The 16,285-nt window shown below is 67.7% G+C and carries 14 protein-coding genes; 6 read left to right on the top strand and 8 right to left on the bottom strand.

Features of this window, described 5'->3' with window-relative positions; translation table 11 throughout:
- Positions 1–16: 16 nt before the first annotated feature.
- The 3 genes from G6N47_RS20505 to uvrB are packed head-to-tail and all read right to left on the bottom strand — an operon-like array spanning position 17 to position 4,461.
- Positions 17–886, bottom strand: a complete 870-nt coding sequence (locus G6N47_RS20505) for an SCO6745 family protein (protein WP_083132844.1) — start codon at positions 884–886, stop codon at positions 17–19.
- Positions 887–895: 9 nt separating this feature from the next.
- A complete protein-coding gene (locus G6N47_RS20510) occupies positions 896–2,296 on the bottom strand; it encodes an MFS transporter (protein WP_083132845.1) in 1,401 nt (466 codons plus the stop codon).
- Positions 2,293–4,461, bottom strand: coding sequence for an excinuclease ABC subunit UvrB (gene uvrB, locus G6N47_RS20515; protein WP_083132846.1), 2,169 nt, complete (start codon positions 4,459–4,461; stop codon positions 2,293–2,295). The genes G6N47_RS20510 and uvrB overlap by 4 nt, the downstream gene beginning before the upstream one ends.
- Before the next feature lie 124 nt (positions 4,462–4,585).
- Here uvrB and G6N47_RS20520 point away from each other — a divergent pair, with 124 nt between their 5' ends.
- From G6N47_RS20520 to G6N47_RS20545, 6 genes are read left to right on the top strand one after another with little or no spacing between them, the layout of a single operon-like run.
- The gene (locus G6N47_RS20520; protein WP_083132847.1) at positions 4,586–5,026 is read left to right on the top strand and encodes a DUF402 domain-containing protein; all 441 of its coding nucleotides are present in this window, start codon (positions 4,586–4,588) and stop codon (positions 5,024–5,026) included.
- A 29-nt stretch (positions 5,027–5,055) separates the two neighbouring features.
- Positions 5,056–5,616, top strand: a complete 561-nt coding sequence (locus G6N47_RS20525; protein WP_083132848.1) for a DNA polymerase ligase N-terminal domain-containing protein — start codon at positions 5,056–5,058, stop codon at positions 5,614–5,616.
- Positions 5,577–6,578 carry a non-homologous end-joining DNA ligase gene (ligD, locus tag G6N47_RS20530; RefSeq protein WP_083132849.1) on the top strand — a complete coding sequence of 334 codons (1,002 nt, stop codon included), beginning with the start codon at positions 5,577–5,579 and terminating at the stop codon, positions 6,576–6,578. Before G6N47_RS20525 ends, ligD (G6N47_RS20530) begins: the two co-directional genes overlap by 40 nt.
- Complete coding sequence (gene ligD / locus G6N47_RS20535) at positions 6,578–7,477, top strand: non-homologous end-joining DNA ligase (RefSeq protein WP_083132850.1); 900 nt, start codon at positions 6,578–6,580, stop codon at positions 7,475–7,477. Before ligD (G6N47_RS20530) ends, ligD (G6N47_RS20535) begins: the two co-directional genes overlap by 1 nt.
- Positions 7,470–8,249 (top strand): Fpg/Nei family DNA glycosylase, encoded by a 780-nt coding sequence (locus G6N47_RS20540; protein ID WP_083132851.1) that lies wholly within the window; start codon positions 7,470–7,472, stop codon positions 8,247–8,249. Before ligD (G6N47_RS20535) ends, G6N47_RS20540 begins: the two co-directional genes overlap by 8 nt.
- Positions 8,250–8,298: 49 nt before the next feature.
- The gene (locus G6N47_RS20545) at positions 8,299–8,709 is read left to right on the top strand and encodes a hypothetical protein (protein WP_083132852.1); all 411 of its coding nucleotides are present in this window, start codon (positions 8,299–8,301) and stop codon (positions 8,707–8,709) included.
- A 46-nt stretch (positions 8,710–8,755) separates the two neighbouring features.
- Here the strand turns inward: G6N47_RS20545 and coaE are convergent, their stop codons facing one another.
- The 5 genes from coaE to polA all read right to left on the bottom strand — a co-directional run bounded on the left by coaE (position 8,756) and on the right by polA (position 16,228).
- Positions 8,756–9,859 (bottom strand): dephospho-CoA kinase, encoded by a 1,104-nt coding sequence (gene coaE, locus G6N47_RS20550; protein WP_083132853.1) that lies wholly within the window; start codon positions 9,857–9,859, stop codon positions 8,756–8,758.
- 6 nt (positions 9,860–9,865) lie between these two features.
- A complete protein-coding gene (gene rpsA / locus G6N47_RS20555) occupies positions 9,866–11,311 on the bottom strand; it encodes a 30S ribosomal protein S1 (RefSeq protein WP_083132854.1) in 1,446 nt (481 codons plus the stop codon).
- 101 nt (positions 11,312–11,412) lie between these two features.
- Positions 11,413–12,915, bottom strand: coding sequence for a carotenoid oxygenase family protein (locus tag G6N47_RS20560; protein ID WP_083132855.1), 1,503 nt, complete (start codon positions 12,913–12,915; stop codon positions 11,413–11,415).
- A 17-nt stretch (positions 12,916–12,932) separates the two neighbouring features.
- On the bottom strand, positions 12,933–13,562 hold the full coding sequence (locus tag G6N47_RS20565) for a TetR/AcrR family transcriptional regulator (RefSeq protein WP_083132856.1): 630 nt from the start codon (positions 13,560–13,562) through the stop codon (positions 12,933–12,935).
- A 2-nt stretch (positions 13,563–13,564) separates the two neighbouring features.
- Positions 13,565–16,228: a DNA polymerase I gene (gene polA / locus G6N47_RS20570; RefSeq protein ID WP_139799609.1), complete on the bottom strand. Its 2,664-nt coding sequence runs from the start codon at positions 16,226–16,228 to the stop codon at positions 13,565–13,567.
- Between the last annotated feature and the right edge of the window lie 57 nt (positions 16,229–16,285).

Consider the following 16,285-nt stretch of genomic DNA (forward strand, 5'->3'; position numbering starts at 1 on the left):
TGCAGCCGTTGTTGATTTAGCGGGCCTGGCCGTGCCGCGGACCGAATACCCCGGCGGGAAACACTTCCGCGGCCCGGACGGCCTCACGGATCACCGCCGCGAAGCCGATCAGCTCGTCGGCCTCATCCGCCGACAATGCCCGCCACGGCGCATATCCCAACTCGTCGGTCAGATCCTCGATTTTGGAGCGGAGTTCGGTGCCGGCCGGCGACAACTCGCCTGCAGCGCGCATGATCCCGCGCGCAATCAAGTCCTCGGTGACCGCAGTCCACTCGTCGGTGCTCCACCCTCGCAACCGCCTGGCGGATTCGGCGCTGAAGCCGATTCCCGTTGCGGTATGGGTGATTAACGCCTCCAGTCCGCTCAGTCCCTCGGTGACCAGGACAGCGATGTGCCCGTCGCCGCGGTACTCGCGCAACAACGTGATGGCGTGCCACAGCTGCACGACGGGAACGTCCGGCCACGGCAGTTCGGCGTGGCCCGCGTAGAGGGGCCGGCCGTCGGCGTTGGGAATCGACTCGGCGACACGGCGCAGCAGCGACGCGGCGCGCGCCAATTCCCTTGACTCGCTGAGTTGTTCACCGAGCACCCGGGGCAGTGCTGTCGCGACGATCTCGTAGCGAACCCGGGTCACCGTCTGCGGCGACGCCAGCTCCCAGGCGGCCGGTATCGCGCTGGCCACCAGCCGCGGGTTGAAGTTATAAAACGTCGCCGCAACGACATTCGCCGGCACAGCGCCCATCGGCGCGGAGCGGCTGGCGAAATAATGGGTGCGGAAATCCAGGCCGAGGTCGCCGAACTTCTCGTTGGCGTCCGGCACGAAGTAGACCAGCGCGTGCACGGCGTCTAGAGAGCGAGTCAGCCGTCCGGCGGCGAAGGCGTCCACGGCACGACCCTAACTCTGGCCGCGAGTGGCCCGGTAGGAGGCCAGCACACCGAGTGCGGCCAGCACCGCGAACACCGCGAACAGCCATCGGGCCGCCATGACTGCCCCGCCCCCGGCGCTGTTGACCACCACACCGGCCAGTCCGGCGCCGAATGCTCCCGAGATCAGCTGCACGACGTTGATGGCGGCTGCCGCCTCGCCGCCTTCGCCGGGATCGTCGACGCAGTCCATCGCCCACGCCGACAAGTGCGGCCAGGCCACGCCGATCCCGGCCCCGGTGACCAGCAACGCGAACGCCCAGACTGCGACGACGCCGAGCGGCGCATTGTCGACCTGGGTGATCGCGCCCAGCCCCAGGCCGACCGCCATGACCAGCGGGGCGGCCGCGACGACACGGGCAACAACGCGTGGGCTGTTCAGCGATGCGCTGACGATCTCGCTGACGGTCCAGCCGACCGCCAGCGCGGCCCCGAGAAAGCCGGCGACCACCGGAGTCAGGTGGGCCAGTCGCTGACCGAAAAGCGGCACATACATGTCGACCATGGCGGCGGCCATCAGCAACGTCAGGGTCACGTAGATCCACTTCAGCGGCCCCGGACCAAAAGCGCTGGGCGGCAGCACGGCTGAGGACACCCGCCGATCGACGACAAGGAACAGCCCAGCCAGCAGCAGGCTGGCAACGAGCAGTCCGGCGGTCGCGACGTTGTTGTGCGGAACTTCGGCGACGCTGACCGCCAGCGCGGCAGTGCCGAGCAACAGCAGCGACCACACCGGCACCTTGAGCGTCGGCGGCGCGTTGCCCCGGTCGACCCGGCCCGCAGCCAGCACGACCGGGACCAGCAGGCCCATCGCCGCGGTGAGTACCGCCATCGCGCCGAACGCCCAGCGCCACAGGCCGAACTGGGCGAAAAAGCCGCCCATCGCCGGCCCGACCACCGTGGCGACTCCCCACATGGCCGACACCAGCGCCGACGCCCGAGTCCACAGCTCACGCGGCAGCGCGGCGTTGATCACCGCATAGCCCAAACCGGCCAGCAGGCCGCCGGCCGCGCCCTGCAGGGTGCGGCCGGCCACCAGGACTTCCATGCTGGGGGCCGCGGCGCATACCAGGCTGCCGAGCGCGAACACCACCAGTCCCAACAAGTACGACCGGCGGGCCCCGATCCGCTGCAGCGCGGTGTAGACGGTGGTGGCCGCCACCACCGACCCCACCAAATACAGCGTGGTCACCCAGGCGTACAGCCGCTCGCCGCCAATGTCGGCGACGGTGCTGGGCAGCAGGCTGATCGTCAGGAACTCGTTGGTGGCGTACAGCGCCACTCCGCCGGCCAGCAGCGTCGACGTGGCCAGGTATCGGCGGCCTAGCAGTAGCCGCCAACTGCCTGTGCTGGATATCGCGCTGTTGGTCACTTCAAGCCGGCGGCGTCCATCCCGCGCAGTTCCTTCTTCAGGTCGGCGATCTCGTCGCGGAACCGCGCGGCCAGTTCGAACTGCAGATCCCGCGCCGCGGCCATCATCTGCGCGGTCAAATCCTTGATCAGGTCGGCCAATTCGGCCCGCGGCATATTGGTCGTGTCGCGGCCTTCGACGATGCCTGCGCTGACCGCCCGCCCCGGCTCACCCTGCGCCCGCCGGCCGCGCGAAATACTGCGCCCCGAGCCGAGCTCGACGGTCTCGGTGTCGTCGGCTTCGGTGTAGACGCGGTCGAGGATGTCGGCGATCTTCTTGCGCAGCGGCTTCGGATCGATGCCGTGCTCGCGGTTGTAGGCGATCTGCTTGGCCCGCCGCCGCTCGGTCTCGTCGATGGCCTCGCGCATCGAGTCGGTCATGGTGTCGGCGTAGAGGTGCACTTCGCCGGAGACGTTGCGGGCGGCGCGCCCGATCGTCTGGATCAGGCTGCGCGTCGACCGCAGGAAGCCCTCCTTGTCGGCGTCGAGGATCGACACCAGCGACACCTCGGGCAGGTCCAGGCCTTCGCGAAGCAGGTTGATGCCGACCAGCACGTCGAACTCGCCGAGCCGGAGCTGGCGCAGCAGTTCGACCCGGCGCAGCGTGTCGACCTCGGAGTGCAGGTAGCGCACCCGGATGCCCATCTCGAGCAGATAGTCGGTGAGATCCTCGGCCATCTTCTTGGTCAGCGTCGTCACCAGCACCCGCTCGTCGGCCTGGGCGCGTTTGCGGATCTCGCCGATCAGGTCGTCGATCTGGCCCTTGGTCGGCTTGACCACCACCTTGGGATCCACCAGCCCGGTCGGGCGAATCACCTGCTCGACGAACTCGCCGCCGGTCTGGCTGAGCTCGTACGGGCCCGGGGTGGCCGACAGGTACACCGTCTGCCCAATCCGGGACGCGAACTCCTCCCAGGTCAGTGGGCGGTTGTCGCACGCCGACGGCAGCCGGAAGCCGTACTCGACCAGGTTGCGCTTGCGGGACATGTCGCCCTCGTACATGCCGCCGATCTGCGGCACGGTGACGTGCGACTCGTCGATGACGAGCAGGAAATCCTCCGGGAAGTAGTCCAGCAAAGTGGCGGGCGGCGATCCCGGGCCGCGACCGTCGATGTGTCTCGAGTAGTTCTCGATACCCGAGCAGAAGCCGACCTGGCGCATCATCTCGATGTCGTAGTTGGTGCGCATCCGCAGCCGCTGAGCCTCCAGCAGCTTGCCCTGGCCCTCCAGTTCGGCCAGCCGTTCGGCCAGCTCCTGCTCGATCGTGGAGATCGCGTGGGCCATCCGCTCCGGGCCGGCGACGTAGTGCGTGGCCGGGAAGATCCGCAGCGAGTCCACCCGGCGGATCACCTCACCGGTCAGCGGGTGCAGGTAGTACAGCGCCTCGACCTCGTCGCCGAAGTATTCGATGCGGACGGCCAGTTCCTCGTACGACGGGATGATCTCCACGGTGTCGCCGCGGACGCGGAACGAGCCGCGGGTGAACGACAGGTCGTTGCGGGTGTACTGCACGTCGACCAGCAGCCGCAGCAGCGCATCCCGCGGCACCTCCTCGCCCACCCGTAGCTCGACGGACCGGTCCAGGTAGGACTGCGGGGTGCCCAGGCCGTAGATGCACGACACCGAGGCGACGACCACCACGTCGCGCCGCGAAAGCAGCGCCGACGTCGCGGAGTGCCGCAGCCGCTCCACGTCGTCGTTGATCGAGCTGTCCTTCTCGATGTAGGTATCGGTCTGCGCGATATACGCCTCGGGCTGGTAATAGTCGTAGTACGACACGAAGTACTCAACAGCGTTGTGCGGCAACATCTCCCGCAACTCATTGGCCATCTGCGCTGCCAGCGTCTTGTTCGGCTCCATCACCAGGGTGGGCCGCTGCAGCCGCTCGATAAGCCACGCGGTGGTGGCCGACTTGCCGGTGCCCGTGGCGCCGAGCAGCACCACATCCTTCTCCCCCGCCTTGATCCGGCGCTCGAGCTCGTCGATGGCGGCCGGCTGGTCGCCGGCCGGGTCATGCGGGCTGACCACCTCGAAGCGGCCACCGGCGCGCACCAACCCCTCCACGTCCTCTGCGGCAGGGCGGTACTCCGAGTGCGCGACCACCGGGTGTTCGGTAGCGAAAGCCATACCGAAAGCCTAGAACCACACACCGACAGGCACTGTTCCCTGCGGTTATCCTGACGCTATCCATCCGCCGAAGCACGAGACATTCGACCTGGTAGCCCGGACCAACACCGATCCGAAGGGCATCGTGCGGGCCGTCGACGAGTACACGGTGCGCCCCTGGGGCCTGTACATGGCCCGCCCGGCGCCGGGGCGCGCGCAATTCCACTACCTGCAGTCGTGGCTGCTGCCGTCGTTGGGCCTGCGGGCCACCGTCTTCCACTTCAATCCCGGTCACGAACGCGACCACGACTACTACCTCGACGTCGGCGAGTACACACCGGGCCCGACGGCGTGGCGTTCCGAGGACCACTACCTCGACCTGGAGGTCCGCACCGGTATGGGTGCGCAGTTGAGCGATGTCGACGAGCTGCTCGTCGCCGTCCGCCACCATCTGATCAGCCCCGAAGCCGCCGAGCAGGCGGTGCGGCGTGCGGCCACCGCCGTCGACGGCCTGGCCCGGCACGGCTACGACCTGCAACGCTGGCTGGCAACCCAGGGGATGGAACTGACCTGGCGCGCTGCGTAGTGCGCGACGGTCGCGGGTACTTCCCCGATATGGCACTCACCGAATACCGGCAGAAGCGGCGGTCGGGCCGCAGCCCCGAGCCACGGGCGCGACGGCGGACGCGACAGCGCCGCGGTGAACCGCACTTCGTCATCCAGCATCACGCGGCCCGCACCGACCACTACGATTTCCGGCTCGAGATCGACGGCGTGCTCGCATCATGGGCAATACCCAAGGGCCCGTCAACGAACCCGAAGGACAAGCGGATGGCGCGCCGCACCGAGGACCACCCGCTGGATTACGAGGAGTTCGAGGGCATCATCCCCGAAGGGGAATACGGGGCCGGCGGCGTGATCGTCTGGGACCGCGGCACCTACACCAACGCCAGCGACCAGGAGATGGCGGAGGGGCTTGACCGCGGGCACCTGTCGTTTCGGCTGAACGGCGAGAAGTTGCGCGGCGGCTACGCGCTCACCCGGATGCGCGGGGGCGATGACGAGGCGTGGCTGCTGGTCAAACGCAAGGATGACGACGCCGACGCCCGCCGTAACCCGGTGCGCAGCCAGCCCGAATCGGTGCTGTCCGGGCGCACCCTGGACCAGCTGTCGTGACCGGCCTGCCCGACGAGCCGGTGCCCGACTGGCGGGCGCCCATGCTGGCCACTCTGACCGACCGTCGGTTTTCCGACCCGCACTGGATCTTCGAGCGCAAATTCGACGGCGAGCGGTGCCTCGCCTTCCGCGACGGCGACCAACTGCGACTGCTGTCACGGAATCGCCAGCCGCTCAACGGAACCTATCCGGAATTGGCCGACGCTCTCGCGGCGCAACGCACAGCCCAGTTCGTGGTGGATGGCGAGGTGGTGGCATTCCGGGGCCGGCGGACCAGCTTCGCCCGGCTACAGGGACGCCTGGGTATCACCAACCCCAAACAGGCCCGGGCAACGGGGATACCGGTGTTCTACTACATTTTCGACCTGCTGCACGTGGACGGCCATCGCACCACCGAACTGCCGCTGACATTGCGTAAACGACTGCTGCGCAAGGCGTTCCAGTTCGCCGACCCGCTGCGGTTCACAACCCACCGGGTGCGGAACGGCGAGGAGGCTTACCGCGCCGCCTGCGCGCGCGGCGACGAGGGTGTGATCGCCAAGCTGGCCGACGCGCCGTATACGGGTGGCCGGTCGACGAATTGGCTGAAGTTCAAGTGCGTCCGCGACCAGGAGTTCGTGGTTGGCGGCTACACCGCGCCGAAAGGCAGCCGGCTCGAGCTGGGTGCGCTGCTCGTCGGCTACTACAAGGGACGCGACTTCGTCTACGCCGGCAAAGTGGGTACCGGATTCGACGATGCGACGCTGCGCAGCCTGCACAGGCGGCTGTCAACTGTCGAGCAAGACGCGTCGCCCTTTACTCGAGGCGTACCACGTGATCGCGAAACTCGTTGGGTGCGTCCAGAACTCGTTGTCGAGGTGGGGTTCAGCGAGTGGACCCGGGACGGCAAACTGCGCCATCCGCGCTACATCGGCCTGCGGACCGACAAAGAAGCTCGTGAGGTGGTCAGGGAGACACGCTGATGGCTCGCTTGAAGGTCGAGATCACTCACCCGGACCGGGTGTTGTTCCCCGCCGACCGAATTACCAAGGGTGATGTCGTCGACTACTACTCCGAGGTGGCGGACGTGATGGTGCCGCATCTGAAGGGTCGACCGCTGACTGTTCAGCGGTTTCCGCGTGGGATCGACCAGCCGGGCTTCATCCAGCAGGACTTCGCCGGTTCGATGCCGGATTGGATGGACAGTGCGCAGGTCAGCAAGGAGGACGGCACGGTGGTCCATCCGGTGGTCGAACACCGGGAAGCGCTGGTGTGGCTCGCGAATCAGAACTGCATCACGCTGCATTCCTGGCAGTCACGTCGCGGGCGTCTGGACACACCGGACCAGCTGGTCTTCGACCTCGACCCGTCGGGAAGTGAGTTTCCCGCCGTGCGTGCCACAGCTCGCGCACTCGCGGATGTGCTCGACGATCTCGGGCTGGTGCCCTACCTGCAGACGACCGGATCACGCGGACTGCACGTGGTGGTACCAGTGAGCGGCAACACGGACTTCGATACCGTTCGCCAGTTCGCCCGTGACGTCGCGGATTTGGTGGCGGCCGACGATCCCGAGCATCGGACTGTCGAAGCCCGGAAGAACAAGCGCGGTGGCCGGGTCTACCTCGACGTCATGCGAAATGCCTACGCGCAGACCGCGGTCGCGCCGTACTCGATTCGGGCCCGGGACGGCGCGCCGGTGGCCACCCCGCTCGAATGGGACGAGCTGAATACCCGCGGCTTGCGGGCGGACCGGTTCACGATCCGCGACCTGCCGAAGCGGCTCGAGGGACAACGCGATCCGTGGGCGGACATGCACCGGCACGGCCGGTCGCTGACCCGCCCACGCCAGCGGCTGTCGAAATGGCTTGGCGCCCATGCCTGAACTGCCGGACGTGGAAGGCTTCCGCCGCGAGCTGGCCGACACTCTGCCCGGCCGGCGGGTGCGGCACGTCGAGGTGCGCGACGCTGGCGTGCTGCGCAACACCAGTCCCCGGTCGCTCGGACGGGCATTGCGCGGCCGCCGCTTCGACGCCCCACGGCGGCACGGCAAATGGCTGATCCTGCCGACCGACGGCCCGACGCTGCTGGTGCACAGCGGCATGACAGGCCGCCCATACTACACATCCGGTGGCGACGAGCCAGATGGCCCCGTGCGGCTGGCGGTGGCGCTGGATCGCGGCGAGCTTCGCTACGCCGACCTTCGCAAGCTGCGCGGGGTGTGGCTCGCCACCGGCGACGACGACGTGGCCCGCGTGACGGACCCGCAGGGACCCGACGCCCTGGACATCGACCTGCCGACGTTCCGGGATGTGCTTTCTGGCCGACGCGGCGGGCTGAAGGCGACACTGATGGACCAGTCGGTGATCGCGGGGCTGGGCAACTTGCTCACCGACGAAATCTGCTGGCAGGCAAGGCTGCATCCATCCCGCGCGATCGCCGGCCTGGACGCCGACGAAATCAAGCGGATGCACGCCACCATGCGGCGGGTGCTGCGCACCGCGGTCCGCCACGGCTGTGTCCCCGCGCTGCCGCGGTGGCTCACCGGCGCGCGAGACGAGCCGGACCCCAGTTGCCCGCGCTGCGGTGCGCGGTTGAAGCGCGGGCGGGTCGGCGGGCGCACCTCGGTGTGGTGCCCACGCTGCCAGCCTGCCTAGCCGGCAAAAGCATGGCCGTCACGCAATACGTGGCGGTAATCTGGCAGACATGAACTCCGCCAAGCGCAGATGGATGGCGGTCGCCGCGTTGACTGCCGCCGCCATCGGCCCACAGTTAACTCCCCCGATCGCGTCCGCCGACCTGCACAACGTCACCTACATCGCCCGCATCGACGGGGTCGCGCCTGGTGGGCAGGCCACCTTCCGCATCCACGACAACGAGACCAGCAGCACCGGGCTGAGCTCGTTGCCCGGAAACGCCTTCGAAGCCAACACCGTCCTGACCGATCCGAGCAGGGCGGGCATGCAGGTGTCAGTCCCGTGGCCGTATTCGGCGAATGTCCATTGCGAGATCGACGTCGACGACAACGTTGCCGCGCAGGTCGACCAGTCTGTTGCGCTGACGCTGGCCAACAACGACCCCAACAGGGTGGTGTCCTGCGGCGCACCATTGACGTAGCGGCGATCGCAAGCGCGGCGCAGCGGGTCGCCGCGCATGTTCAGCGTTAGGGCCGCCAGCCCGTCGCCTCAGCCCATTCCCACGCGCGGCGATAGGTGTCCTGAAAGTAGTCCGGCATATCGGGATTGGCGCGCAGCCAGTCCACCAGTAGCAGGGCATACTGCTGATTGGGCCAGCCGTCGACCCGAAGGTGCACGCTGGTCGGCCGACCGGGGTCCGCGGAGCCGTGAATTCGCTTGCGCCATAGGACAGGATCGTCGGTGAGCGGCGCGTCCGCAGTGATGTCGTCGATGCGCGGATAACCCGCTGACACTAATACCTCAGCGAGTTCGTCTGCAGTAGTGAGAGATTCGACAGTGATCTGGATGTCGACGACGTCCTTTGCGGCAAGGCCTGGCACGGCCGTGGGGCCGGTGTGATCGACTCGCAACGCTTTTGCGCCGCAGGCGGCTTGGAGCCTCGCCACAATGCGCCGGCCCTGCTCGGCCCAGGCCGGATCGGCCGGCACGGGTTCTTCTGTCGGCGGACGGGTCACCCGGCCCGCGCTGAGATTGTGTGCGAACGGCGCGATCCGGTGATTCCACACCTCGCGGGCCCGCTCCACCAGCTCCTCCGGTGTGCCGGAGTTGTCCAGCCACACATCGGCGACGGCGCGACGTGCTTGGTCGTCGGCCTGCGCGGCGATGCGGGCGCGGGCGTCGTCTTCGGCCATGCCGCGTTGTTCTACGAGTCGGCGCACCCGCACTTCGGCGTCGGCGTGCACGACGACGACGAGCGGGAATAGCGGCGCCATCTGCGACTCCACCAGCAGCGGAATGTCTTCGACGATCACGGCGTCGTCGGGTACAGAAGCGATGATCTCGGCGCGCCGCTTGCCGACTAGCGGATGCACGATCCCGTTGAGCGTCTTGCGACGTTCCTCGTCGCCGAATGCCTTGGCCGCCAACGCTGGTCGATCCAACGCCCCGTCGGGCAGCAGAATGTCGTCGCCGAACGCGTCGACGAGCGCCGCCAGCCCCTCGGTGCCCGGTTCGACCACTTCGCGGGCGATCACGTCAGCGTCGACGACGATCCCACCGCATTCCGCGAAAGTCGCGGTTACCGACGACTTTCCGGCGCCGATGCCGCCGGTCAGACCGATGCGCAGCATCGGCAGTTATGCGCTGCCGGCGAGCTTCTCCCGCAGCGCGGCCAGTTGCGCGTCGCTGGCCAGCGAACCGCCGCTGGACTGATCGTCGTCTGACGACCCGTTGGCCGGGCCTGAACCGTGCTCGGCCTCGGCGTGCTCGGCGGCGGCGAACTTCTCCATCTGCGCGGTGTGCATCTTGTGCCGGCGCTCGGCCTCGGCGTAGCGGGCCTCCCATTCGGCGCGCTGCTTTTCGAAACCTTCGAGCCACTCGTTGGTTTCGGGGTCGAAGCCCTCGGGGAAGATGTAGTTGCCCTGCTCGTCGTAGGAATCGGCCATGCCGTACTTGGCGGGGTCGAACTCCTCGGTGTAGTCCTCGTTGGCCTGCTTGAGGCTCAACGAGATCCGGCGCCGCTCCAGGTCGATGTCGATGACCTTGACCATCGCGTCGTCGCCGACGGCGACCACCTGATCGGGTACCTCGACGTGCCGCTCAGCCAGCTCCGAGATGTGCACCAGGCCCTCGATGCCCTCCTCGACGCGCACGAACGCGCCGAACGGCACCAGCTTGGTGACCTTGCCCGGCACGATCTGGCCGATGGCGTGCGTGCGGGCGAAGTGCCGCCACGGGTCTTCCTGGGTTGCCTTGAGCGACAACGAAACCCGCTCGCGGTCCATGTCGACGTCGAGCACCTCGACGGTGACCTCGTCACCGACCTGCACCACCTCGGACGGGTGGTCGATGTGCTTCCAACTCAGCTCGGAGACGTGCACCAGACCGTCCACCCCGCCGAGATCGACGAACGCGCCGAAGTTGACGATCGAGGACACCACACCCTTGCGGATGGCGCCCTTCTGCAGCTGGTTGAGGAACTCGCTGCGCACCTCGGACTGGGTCTGCTCGAGCCACGCCCGGCGGCTCAGCACCACGTTGTTGCGGTTCTTGTCCAGCTCGATGATCTTGGCCTCGATCTCCTTGCCGATGTACGGCTGCAGATCACGCACCCGGCGCATCTCGACCAATGACGCGGGCAAGAAGCCGCGCAACCCGATGTCGAGGATCAGGCCGCCCTTGACGACCTCGATGACGGTGCCCTTGACGGCCTCGTCCTTCTCCTTGAGCGCCTCGATCGTGCCCCACGCGCGCTCGTACTGCGCGCGCTTCTTGGACAGGATCAGCCGGCCTTCTTTGTCCTCCTTGGTGAGAACCAGCGCCTCGACCTTGTCGCCGACGGACACCACCTCGTTGGGGTCGACGTCGTGCTTGATGGACAACTCGCGGGAGGGAATGACCCCTTCGGTCTTGTAGCCGATGTCGAGCAGGACCTCGTCCCGGTCAACCTTGACTATGGTCCCTTCGACGATGTCGCCATCGTTGAAGTATTTGATTGTTTTGTCGATGGCGGCGAGAAAGTCCTCGCTCGAGCCGATGTCGTTGACGGCTACTTGGGGCGAGGTGACGGTGGGACTCGGCATATGGGGGGTTGCTCCGGACAGGTTGAGGTCGTAGGGACAGTTGTGATACCCGTCGAGGCTACTCGACGGTGCTCACGCAGGCCAAACCCAACCCGGCGCGTTCAGCCCGCACGGCGTGCGACTCGGCTGGTGAACGCCCCGTGATAGCTCATCGGGACGTGGAACGGCAGCCACGCCTCACCGATCGGCCCGTCGTCGACATGGGCCGCGTCAAGCACCATCAACCTGCTGCGATGCTGCGATTCGTCATATCCGACGGTGAGCAGCCAGCCGTCGTCCTCCGCGGTGCCGCCCGGTCGGGGCACGAACGTCGGCTCCACCAGCATTTGCCCGGCCGGGCAGTAGGCCTGAACCGCGCCGGTGCCGTGATCGACCCGAGCGACGCCTTGGCCCTCAAATCGGCCCGGGTCCTGCACCGCCACGTAGGACACCGTGTGCGGCATCGTCGAGCGCCGCTGGTCGATCTGCGGAAACTCGCAGCCGAAGCCGGCCAGCGGCTCACGGGTGATCGCGTCCGACGGCGTGATCCGGAACCGGGTCAGTACCACCGCGTCCTCGATCGTTCCGTAGCCGTCGAGTTGCGCGATGTCCGAGCGAATGTGCGCGGTGTAGTTCTTCATGCCGTCGTAGGTCTGCGGTGCGAACCGCGGCAGTTCGACGACGACGTCGTCGCCGTCGTCGTAGGCGTTGGTGAAATGCCAGTGGTAGAACGGTTCGGTCTCGACCACCCGGACCCGGCTTCCGTCGCGCGGGGCCAACACGAAGTACGACGGCGTATCGGGCTTGAAACGCATGGAATCCCAATAGGATTGGTAGCCCGTCAATGCCCACGGATTGATCCGCAGCGGCGACACCACGAAGATCGCGTAGCGCTGAGTCAGCGCCATGTCGTGCACGACGCCCATCGCCGGCAACGGCACCGCCCGAAGATAACGGGTCACGCCGTCCGCGCCGGTCTCGTACAGCCGCAAGCGCACCCGGGGCACCGCCTCGGCGAGCAGGTCGCGCAGCCGCATCCCGCGGATGTCGATGCGCGGGAAGTACGGGTCGAAGCCGAAGTTGACCTTGGTGCCCGCGATCGGGTCGTAGGTGTAGTGCGCCGAATACGCCCGAACCGGCCCTTTGAGGACCCCGCCAAGGTCGCACGGGCCGCGGGTGTCGAGGGTGTCGAGATCCAGCGCATGCGGCGGCCCGCCCTCCCACAGCGCCAGCAACTGGCCGGGGTTGACCATGACGCTGGTGTTGGCGGTGTTGGCCGGCAGTCGCAGCGCATTGCCCAGCACGCCTCCGCGTCGCTGGTGGGCGAAGCCGCGATCCACCACGCGCCCAGCCGCGGTCGACCTCAGGTAGTGCTTGGTGCGCACGAACCGGTTGCGAAACCGCACGGTTGAGCCGTCCAGGATGAACGCACTGACCATGCCGTCGGCGTCGAAAACGCTTTCCACCTGCGAAGACCCGACGTTCCAGCGGCCGGATCCGTTGCGGTACAGGGTGCCGACGAGGCCGTCGGGCAGCGCGCCGGTGATTTCTGTCACGTCGACGTCGCACTCGCCGACGATGCTCTCCCAGTAGCGCGAGGGGGTATGAACGTCTGCCAGAACCATAAAAGACAGTCTGTCTATTATGGCTGGCCGCTGTCAATACTCTTGATGTCGTCCGCTTTGAACGGCAGCGCGGCGCCGCCGTCCCAGCACAACGCCGTGAGGTGCTCGACGAGTGCGTCGCGCGACATGGCCCCGGTGCGGCACCACCATTCGGCGGCGGCCACCGCGGATCCCACGATGGCCCGCGACCAGGGGGCGGCCGCCAGGCGGGCATGGTCGGAGTCGAACACCGTCGCCAGCATCTGCTCCACCGCAGTGGCAAGTTGCTCGAAGACACTGCTCGACGGGTCGCCGCTGAGCGCGCGGTACAGGTTGGGCTCGGCGTGCATCCACGCGCAGATGACGTCGAAGAACAACGCCATCCGCTGCCGAAGATCCGTGGAACCGGCTGCGCGCGTGGTGATTTCACCGAGCAGACGCTGCGCGGTGCGTTGGCTCAGCGCCGCCAGCAGCGCGTCGCGGTTGGGGTACATGGCATACACCGCGGACCGGACGAAGCCGGCCTCGCCGGCGACGTCGCCCAGGCCCACCGACGGCCCCTTGGCACGGATTGCCCGCTCGGCCGCGTCGAGCAGCGCGGCGCGCCGCTCGTCGGGATCCACTCGGGAGCCGGCCGGACGGCCACGACGGCGCTTGACCGGGCGCATGGTCAGTGCGCCGCTGCGTCCCAGGTGCGGCCGTAGCCCAGCGACACCTCGAGCGGCACGTCGAGCGGGTAGGCGCCGCACATCTTGTCGCGCACCAGCGCCTCGAGCTGTTCGCGCTCCCCGTCGGCCACCTCGAACAGCAGCTCGTCGTGGACCTGCAGCAGCATGCGCGACGTGAGCCGGGACGCTTTGAGCGCCTTGTCCACCTCGATCATCGCCACCTTGATGATGTCGGCGGCGCTGCCCTGGATCGGGGCGTTGAGCGCGGCCCGCTCGGCGGCCTCGCGGACTTGGCGGTTGCTGCTGTCGAGCTCGGGCAGGTAGCGTCGCCGGCCCAGCACGGTCGAGGTGTAGCCGTCCTTGCGGGCCTGCTCGACGACGGCATGCAGGTAGTCGCGGACGCCGCCGAACCGGGCGAAGTAGGCGTCCATTTGCTCCTTGGCTTCTTCGGTGGAGATCTTCAGCTGCTGCGACAGGCCGTAGGCGCTCAGCCCGTAGGCCAGCCCGTAGGACATCGCCTTGACTCGGCGCCGCAGCTCGCCGGTCACCTCGTCGATCGGCACGCCGAAGGCGCGCGAGGCGACGAAGGAGTGCAGATCCTCGCCGGTGCGGAACGCCTCGATCAGCCCTTCGTCGCCGGAAAGGTGGGCCATGATCCGCATCTCGATCTGGCTGTAGTCGGCGGTCATCAGCTCGCCGTAGCCCGCGCCCACCACGAACGCGTCGCGGATCTGGCGGCCCGCGTCGGTGCGGATCGGGATGTTCTGCAGGTTCGGTTCGGTCGACGACAACCGGCCGGTGGCCGCGATGGTCTGGTTGAACGTGGTGTGGATACGGCCATCGGCGGCAACGGAATTCAGAAGTCCGTCGACAGTGACCTTGAGCCGGGTGACGTCGCGATGAGCCAGCAGATGCTGCAGGAACGGGTGACCGGTCTTGTCGAACAACGACTGCAGGGCGTCCGCGTCGGTGGTGTATCCGGTTTTGGTGCGCTTGGTTTTCGGCATCTCCAGCTCGTCGAACAGCACCACTTGCAGTTGCTTGGGTGAGCCGAGGTTGATCTGCTTGCCGATCACCGCGTAGGCGGCCTCGGCGGCGTCGCGGATCGCGTCGCCGAATTGGCTTTGCAGCGAGGACAATTGGTCGAGATCGACGGCGATGCCGGCGGCTTCCATGCCCGCCAGCACACCTTGCACCGGCAGTTCCATGTCGGCCAGCAAGGCCTGCGAGTCGATGCGGGCCAGCTCGGCGTCCAGCGCGTCGGCTAAGTCGGCGACGGCCTGCGCCCGCAGAATTGTGGTCTGCACCGCCTGGTCGTCGACGCCATCGGTGTCGTCGAGTAGCGAAAGTTGCTGCTGCTCAGGGGTTTCCGCACGTAGCTCGCGGCGCAGGTAGCGCAGCGACAGGTCGTCAAGGGTGAAGCTGCGCTGGCCCGGCCGGACCAGGTAGGCGGCCAGCGCGGTGTCGGACGTGATGCCGTTTAGGGTCCAGCCGCGCCCGGCCAGGTCGTGGATGGCCAGCTTGGCCTCGTGCAGCGCCTTCGGCTTGTCGTGGTCGGCGAGCCAGGCGGCGAGCGCGGCCTCGTCGTCGGGGGTCAGCGTGGCGGTGTCGACGTAGGCGCCGTCACCGTCGGCGGCGGCGACGGCCAGCGCGGTGGTGTCGCCGTCGTAGGGAACGTTCGTACCGACCACCGCCAGCCCGCAGCGCCTCCCGTCGCCGGCATGCTCGGCCAGCCACTGCCCGACCGTGCCGGGCTCCAGCGCGCCGCCGCGCACGTCGAATCCCTCGTCGACCTCGGGCTCGACGGCGGCCAGCGTCTCGAACAGCCGGTCCCGCAGCACCCGGAACTCCAGGTGGTCGAACAGCCGATGGATCTGGTCGCGGTCCCACGGCTGCATACGCAGCGTGTCGGGAGTCTGCGCCAGCGGCACCTCGCGGATGAGCTCGGTGAGCTCGCGGTTGCGCACCACGCCGGCCAGATGCGCGCGGAGCGCGTCGCCCACCTTGCCCTTGACGGTGTCGACGTTGTCCACCAGCGCCTGCAGTGAGCCGTATTCGGCGATCCACTTGGTCGCCGTCTTCTCCCCCACCCCGGGGATGCCGGGCAGGTTGTCACTGGGATCGCCACGCAGGGCGGCGAAGTCGGGATACTGCTTGGGCGTCAGCCCGTACTTTTCGACGACGGCGTCCGGGGTGAACCGGGTCAACTCGCTCACACCCTTACGCGGATAAAGCACCGTCACGTCCTCGCTGACGAGTTGCAGCGAGTCGCGGTCGCCGGTGACCACCAGCACCCGGTAGCCCTCTTTTTCGGCCTGGGTGGCCAGGGTGGCAATGATGTCGTCGGCCTCGAAACCGGGTTCGGCGAGCACCGTAATGCCCAGGGCGGCAAGGACTTCCTTGGTGACGTCGATCTGGCCGTGAAACTCGTCAGGGGTCGACGTGCGGTTGGCCTTGTACTCCGGGTAGCGATCGGAGCGAAACGTCTGCCGCGACACGTCGAACGCGGCGGCCACATGCGTCGGCGACTCGTCGCGCAGCAGGTTGATTAACATCGCGGTGAACCCGTACACCGCGTTGGTGGTCAGTCCGCCCGCGGTCTTGAAGTTCTCCGCCGGCAGTGCGTAGAACGCCCGGAACGCCAGCGAATTGCCGTCCAGCAGCATCAACGTCGGCTTGCCGTCAGCGGCCTGGCCGGCTTGCGTCTTGGCGCTTGCGGTCTT

The sequence above is a fragment of the Mycobacterium branderi genome (genome assembly GCF_010728725.1).
GTDB lineage: Bacteria > Actinomycetota > Actinomycetes > Mycobacteriales > Mycobacteriaceae > Mycobacterium > Mycobacterium branderi.

What these genes read in the sequence shown, in the direction of transcription:
- G6N47_RS20525 (WP_083132848.1), top strand. Translation starts at nt 5,056, where the DNA reads ATGGCACTCACCGAATACCGGCAGAAGCGGCGGTCGGGCCGCAGCCCC.
- ligD (WP_083132850.1), top strand. Translation starts at nt 6,578, where the DNA reads ATGGCTCGCTTGAAGGTCGAGATCACTCACCCGGACCGGGTGTTGTTC.
- G6N47_RS20545 (WP_083132852.1), top strand. Translation starts at nt 8,299, where the DNA reads ATGAACTCCGCCAAGCGCAGATGGATGGCGGTCGCCGCGTTGACTGCC.
- uvrB (WP_083132846.1), bottom strand. Translation starts at nt 4,461, where the DNA reads ATGGCTTTCGCTACCGAACACCCGGTGGTCGCGCACTCGGAGTACCGC.
- polA (WP_139799609.1), bottom strand. Translation starts at nt 16,228, where the DNA reads ATGCTGCTGGACGGCAATTCGCTGGCGTTCCGGGCGTTCTACGCACTG.
- G6N47_RS20540 (WP_083132851.1), top strand. Translation starts at nt 7,470, where the DNA reads ATGCCTGAACTGCCGGACGTGGAAGGCTTCCGCCGCGAGCTGGCCGAC.
- G6N47_RS20560 (WP_083132855.1), bottom strand. Translation starts at nt 12,915, where the DNA reads ATGGTTCTGGCAGACGTTCATACCCCCTCGCGCTACTGGGAGAGCATC.
- coaE (WP_083132853.1), bottom strand. Translation starts at nt 9,859, where the DNA reads ATGCTGCGCATCGGTCTGACCGGCGGCATCGGCGCCGGAAAGTCGTCG.
- G6N47_RS20565 (WP_083132856.1), bottom strand. Translation starts at nt 13,562, where the DNA reads ATGCGCCCGGTCAAGCGCCGTCGTGGCCGTCCGGCCGGCTCCCGAGTG.
- rpsA (WP_083132854.1), bottom strand. Translation starts at nt 11,311, where the DNA reads ATGCCGAGTCCCACCGTCACCTCGCCCCAAGTAGCCGTCAACGACATC.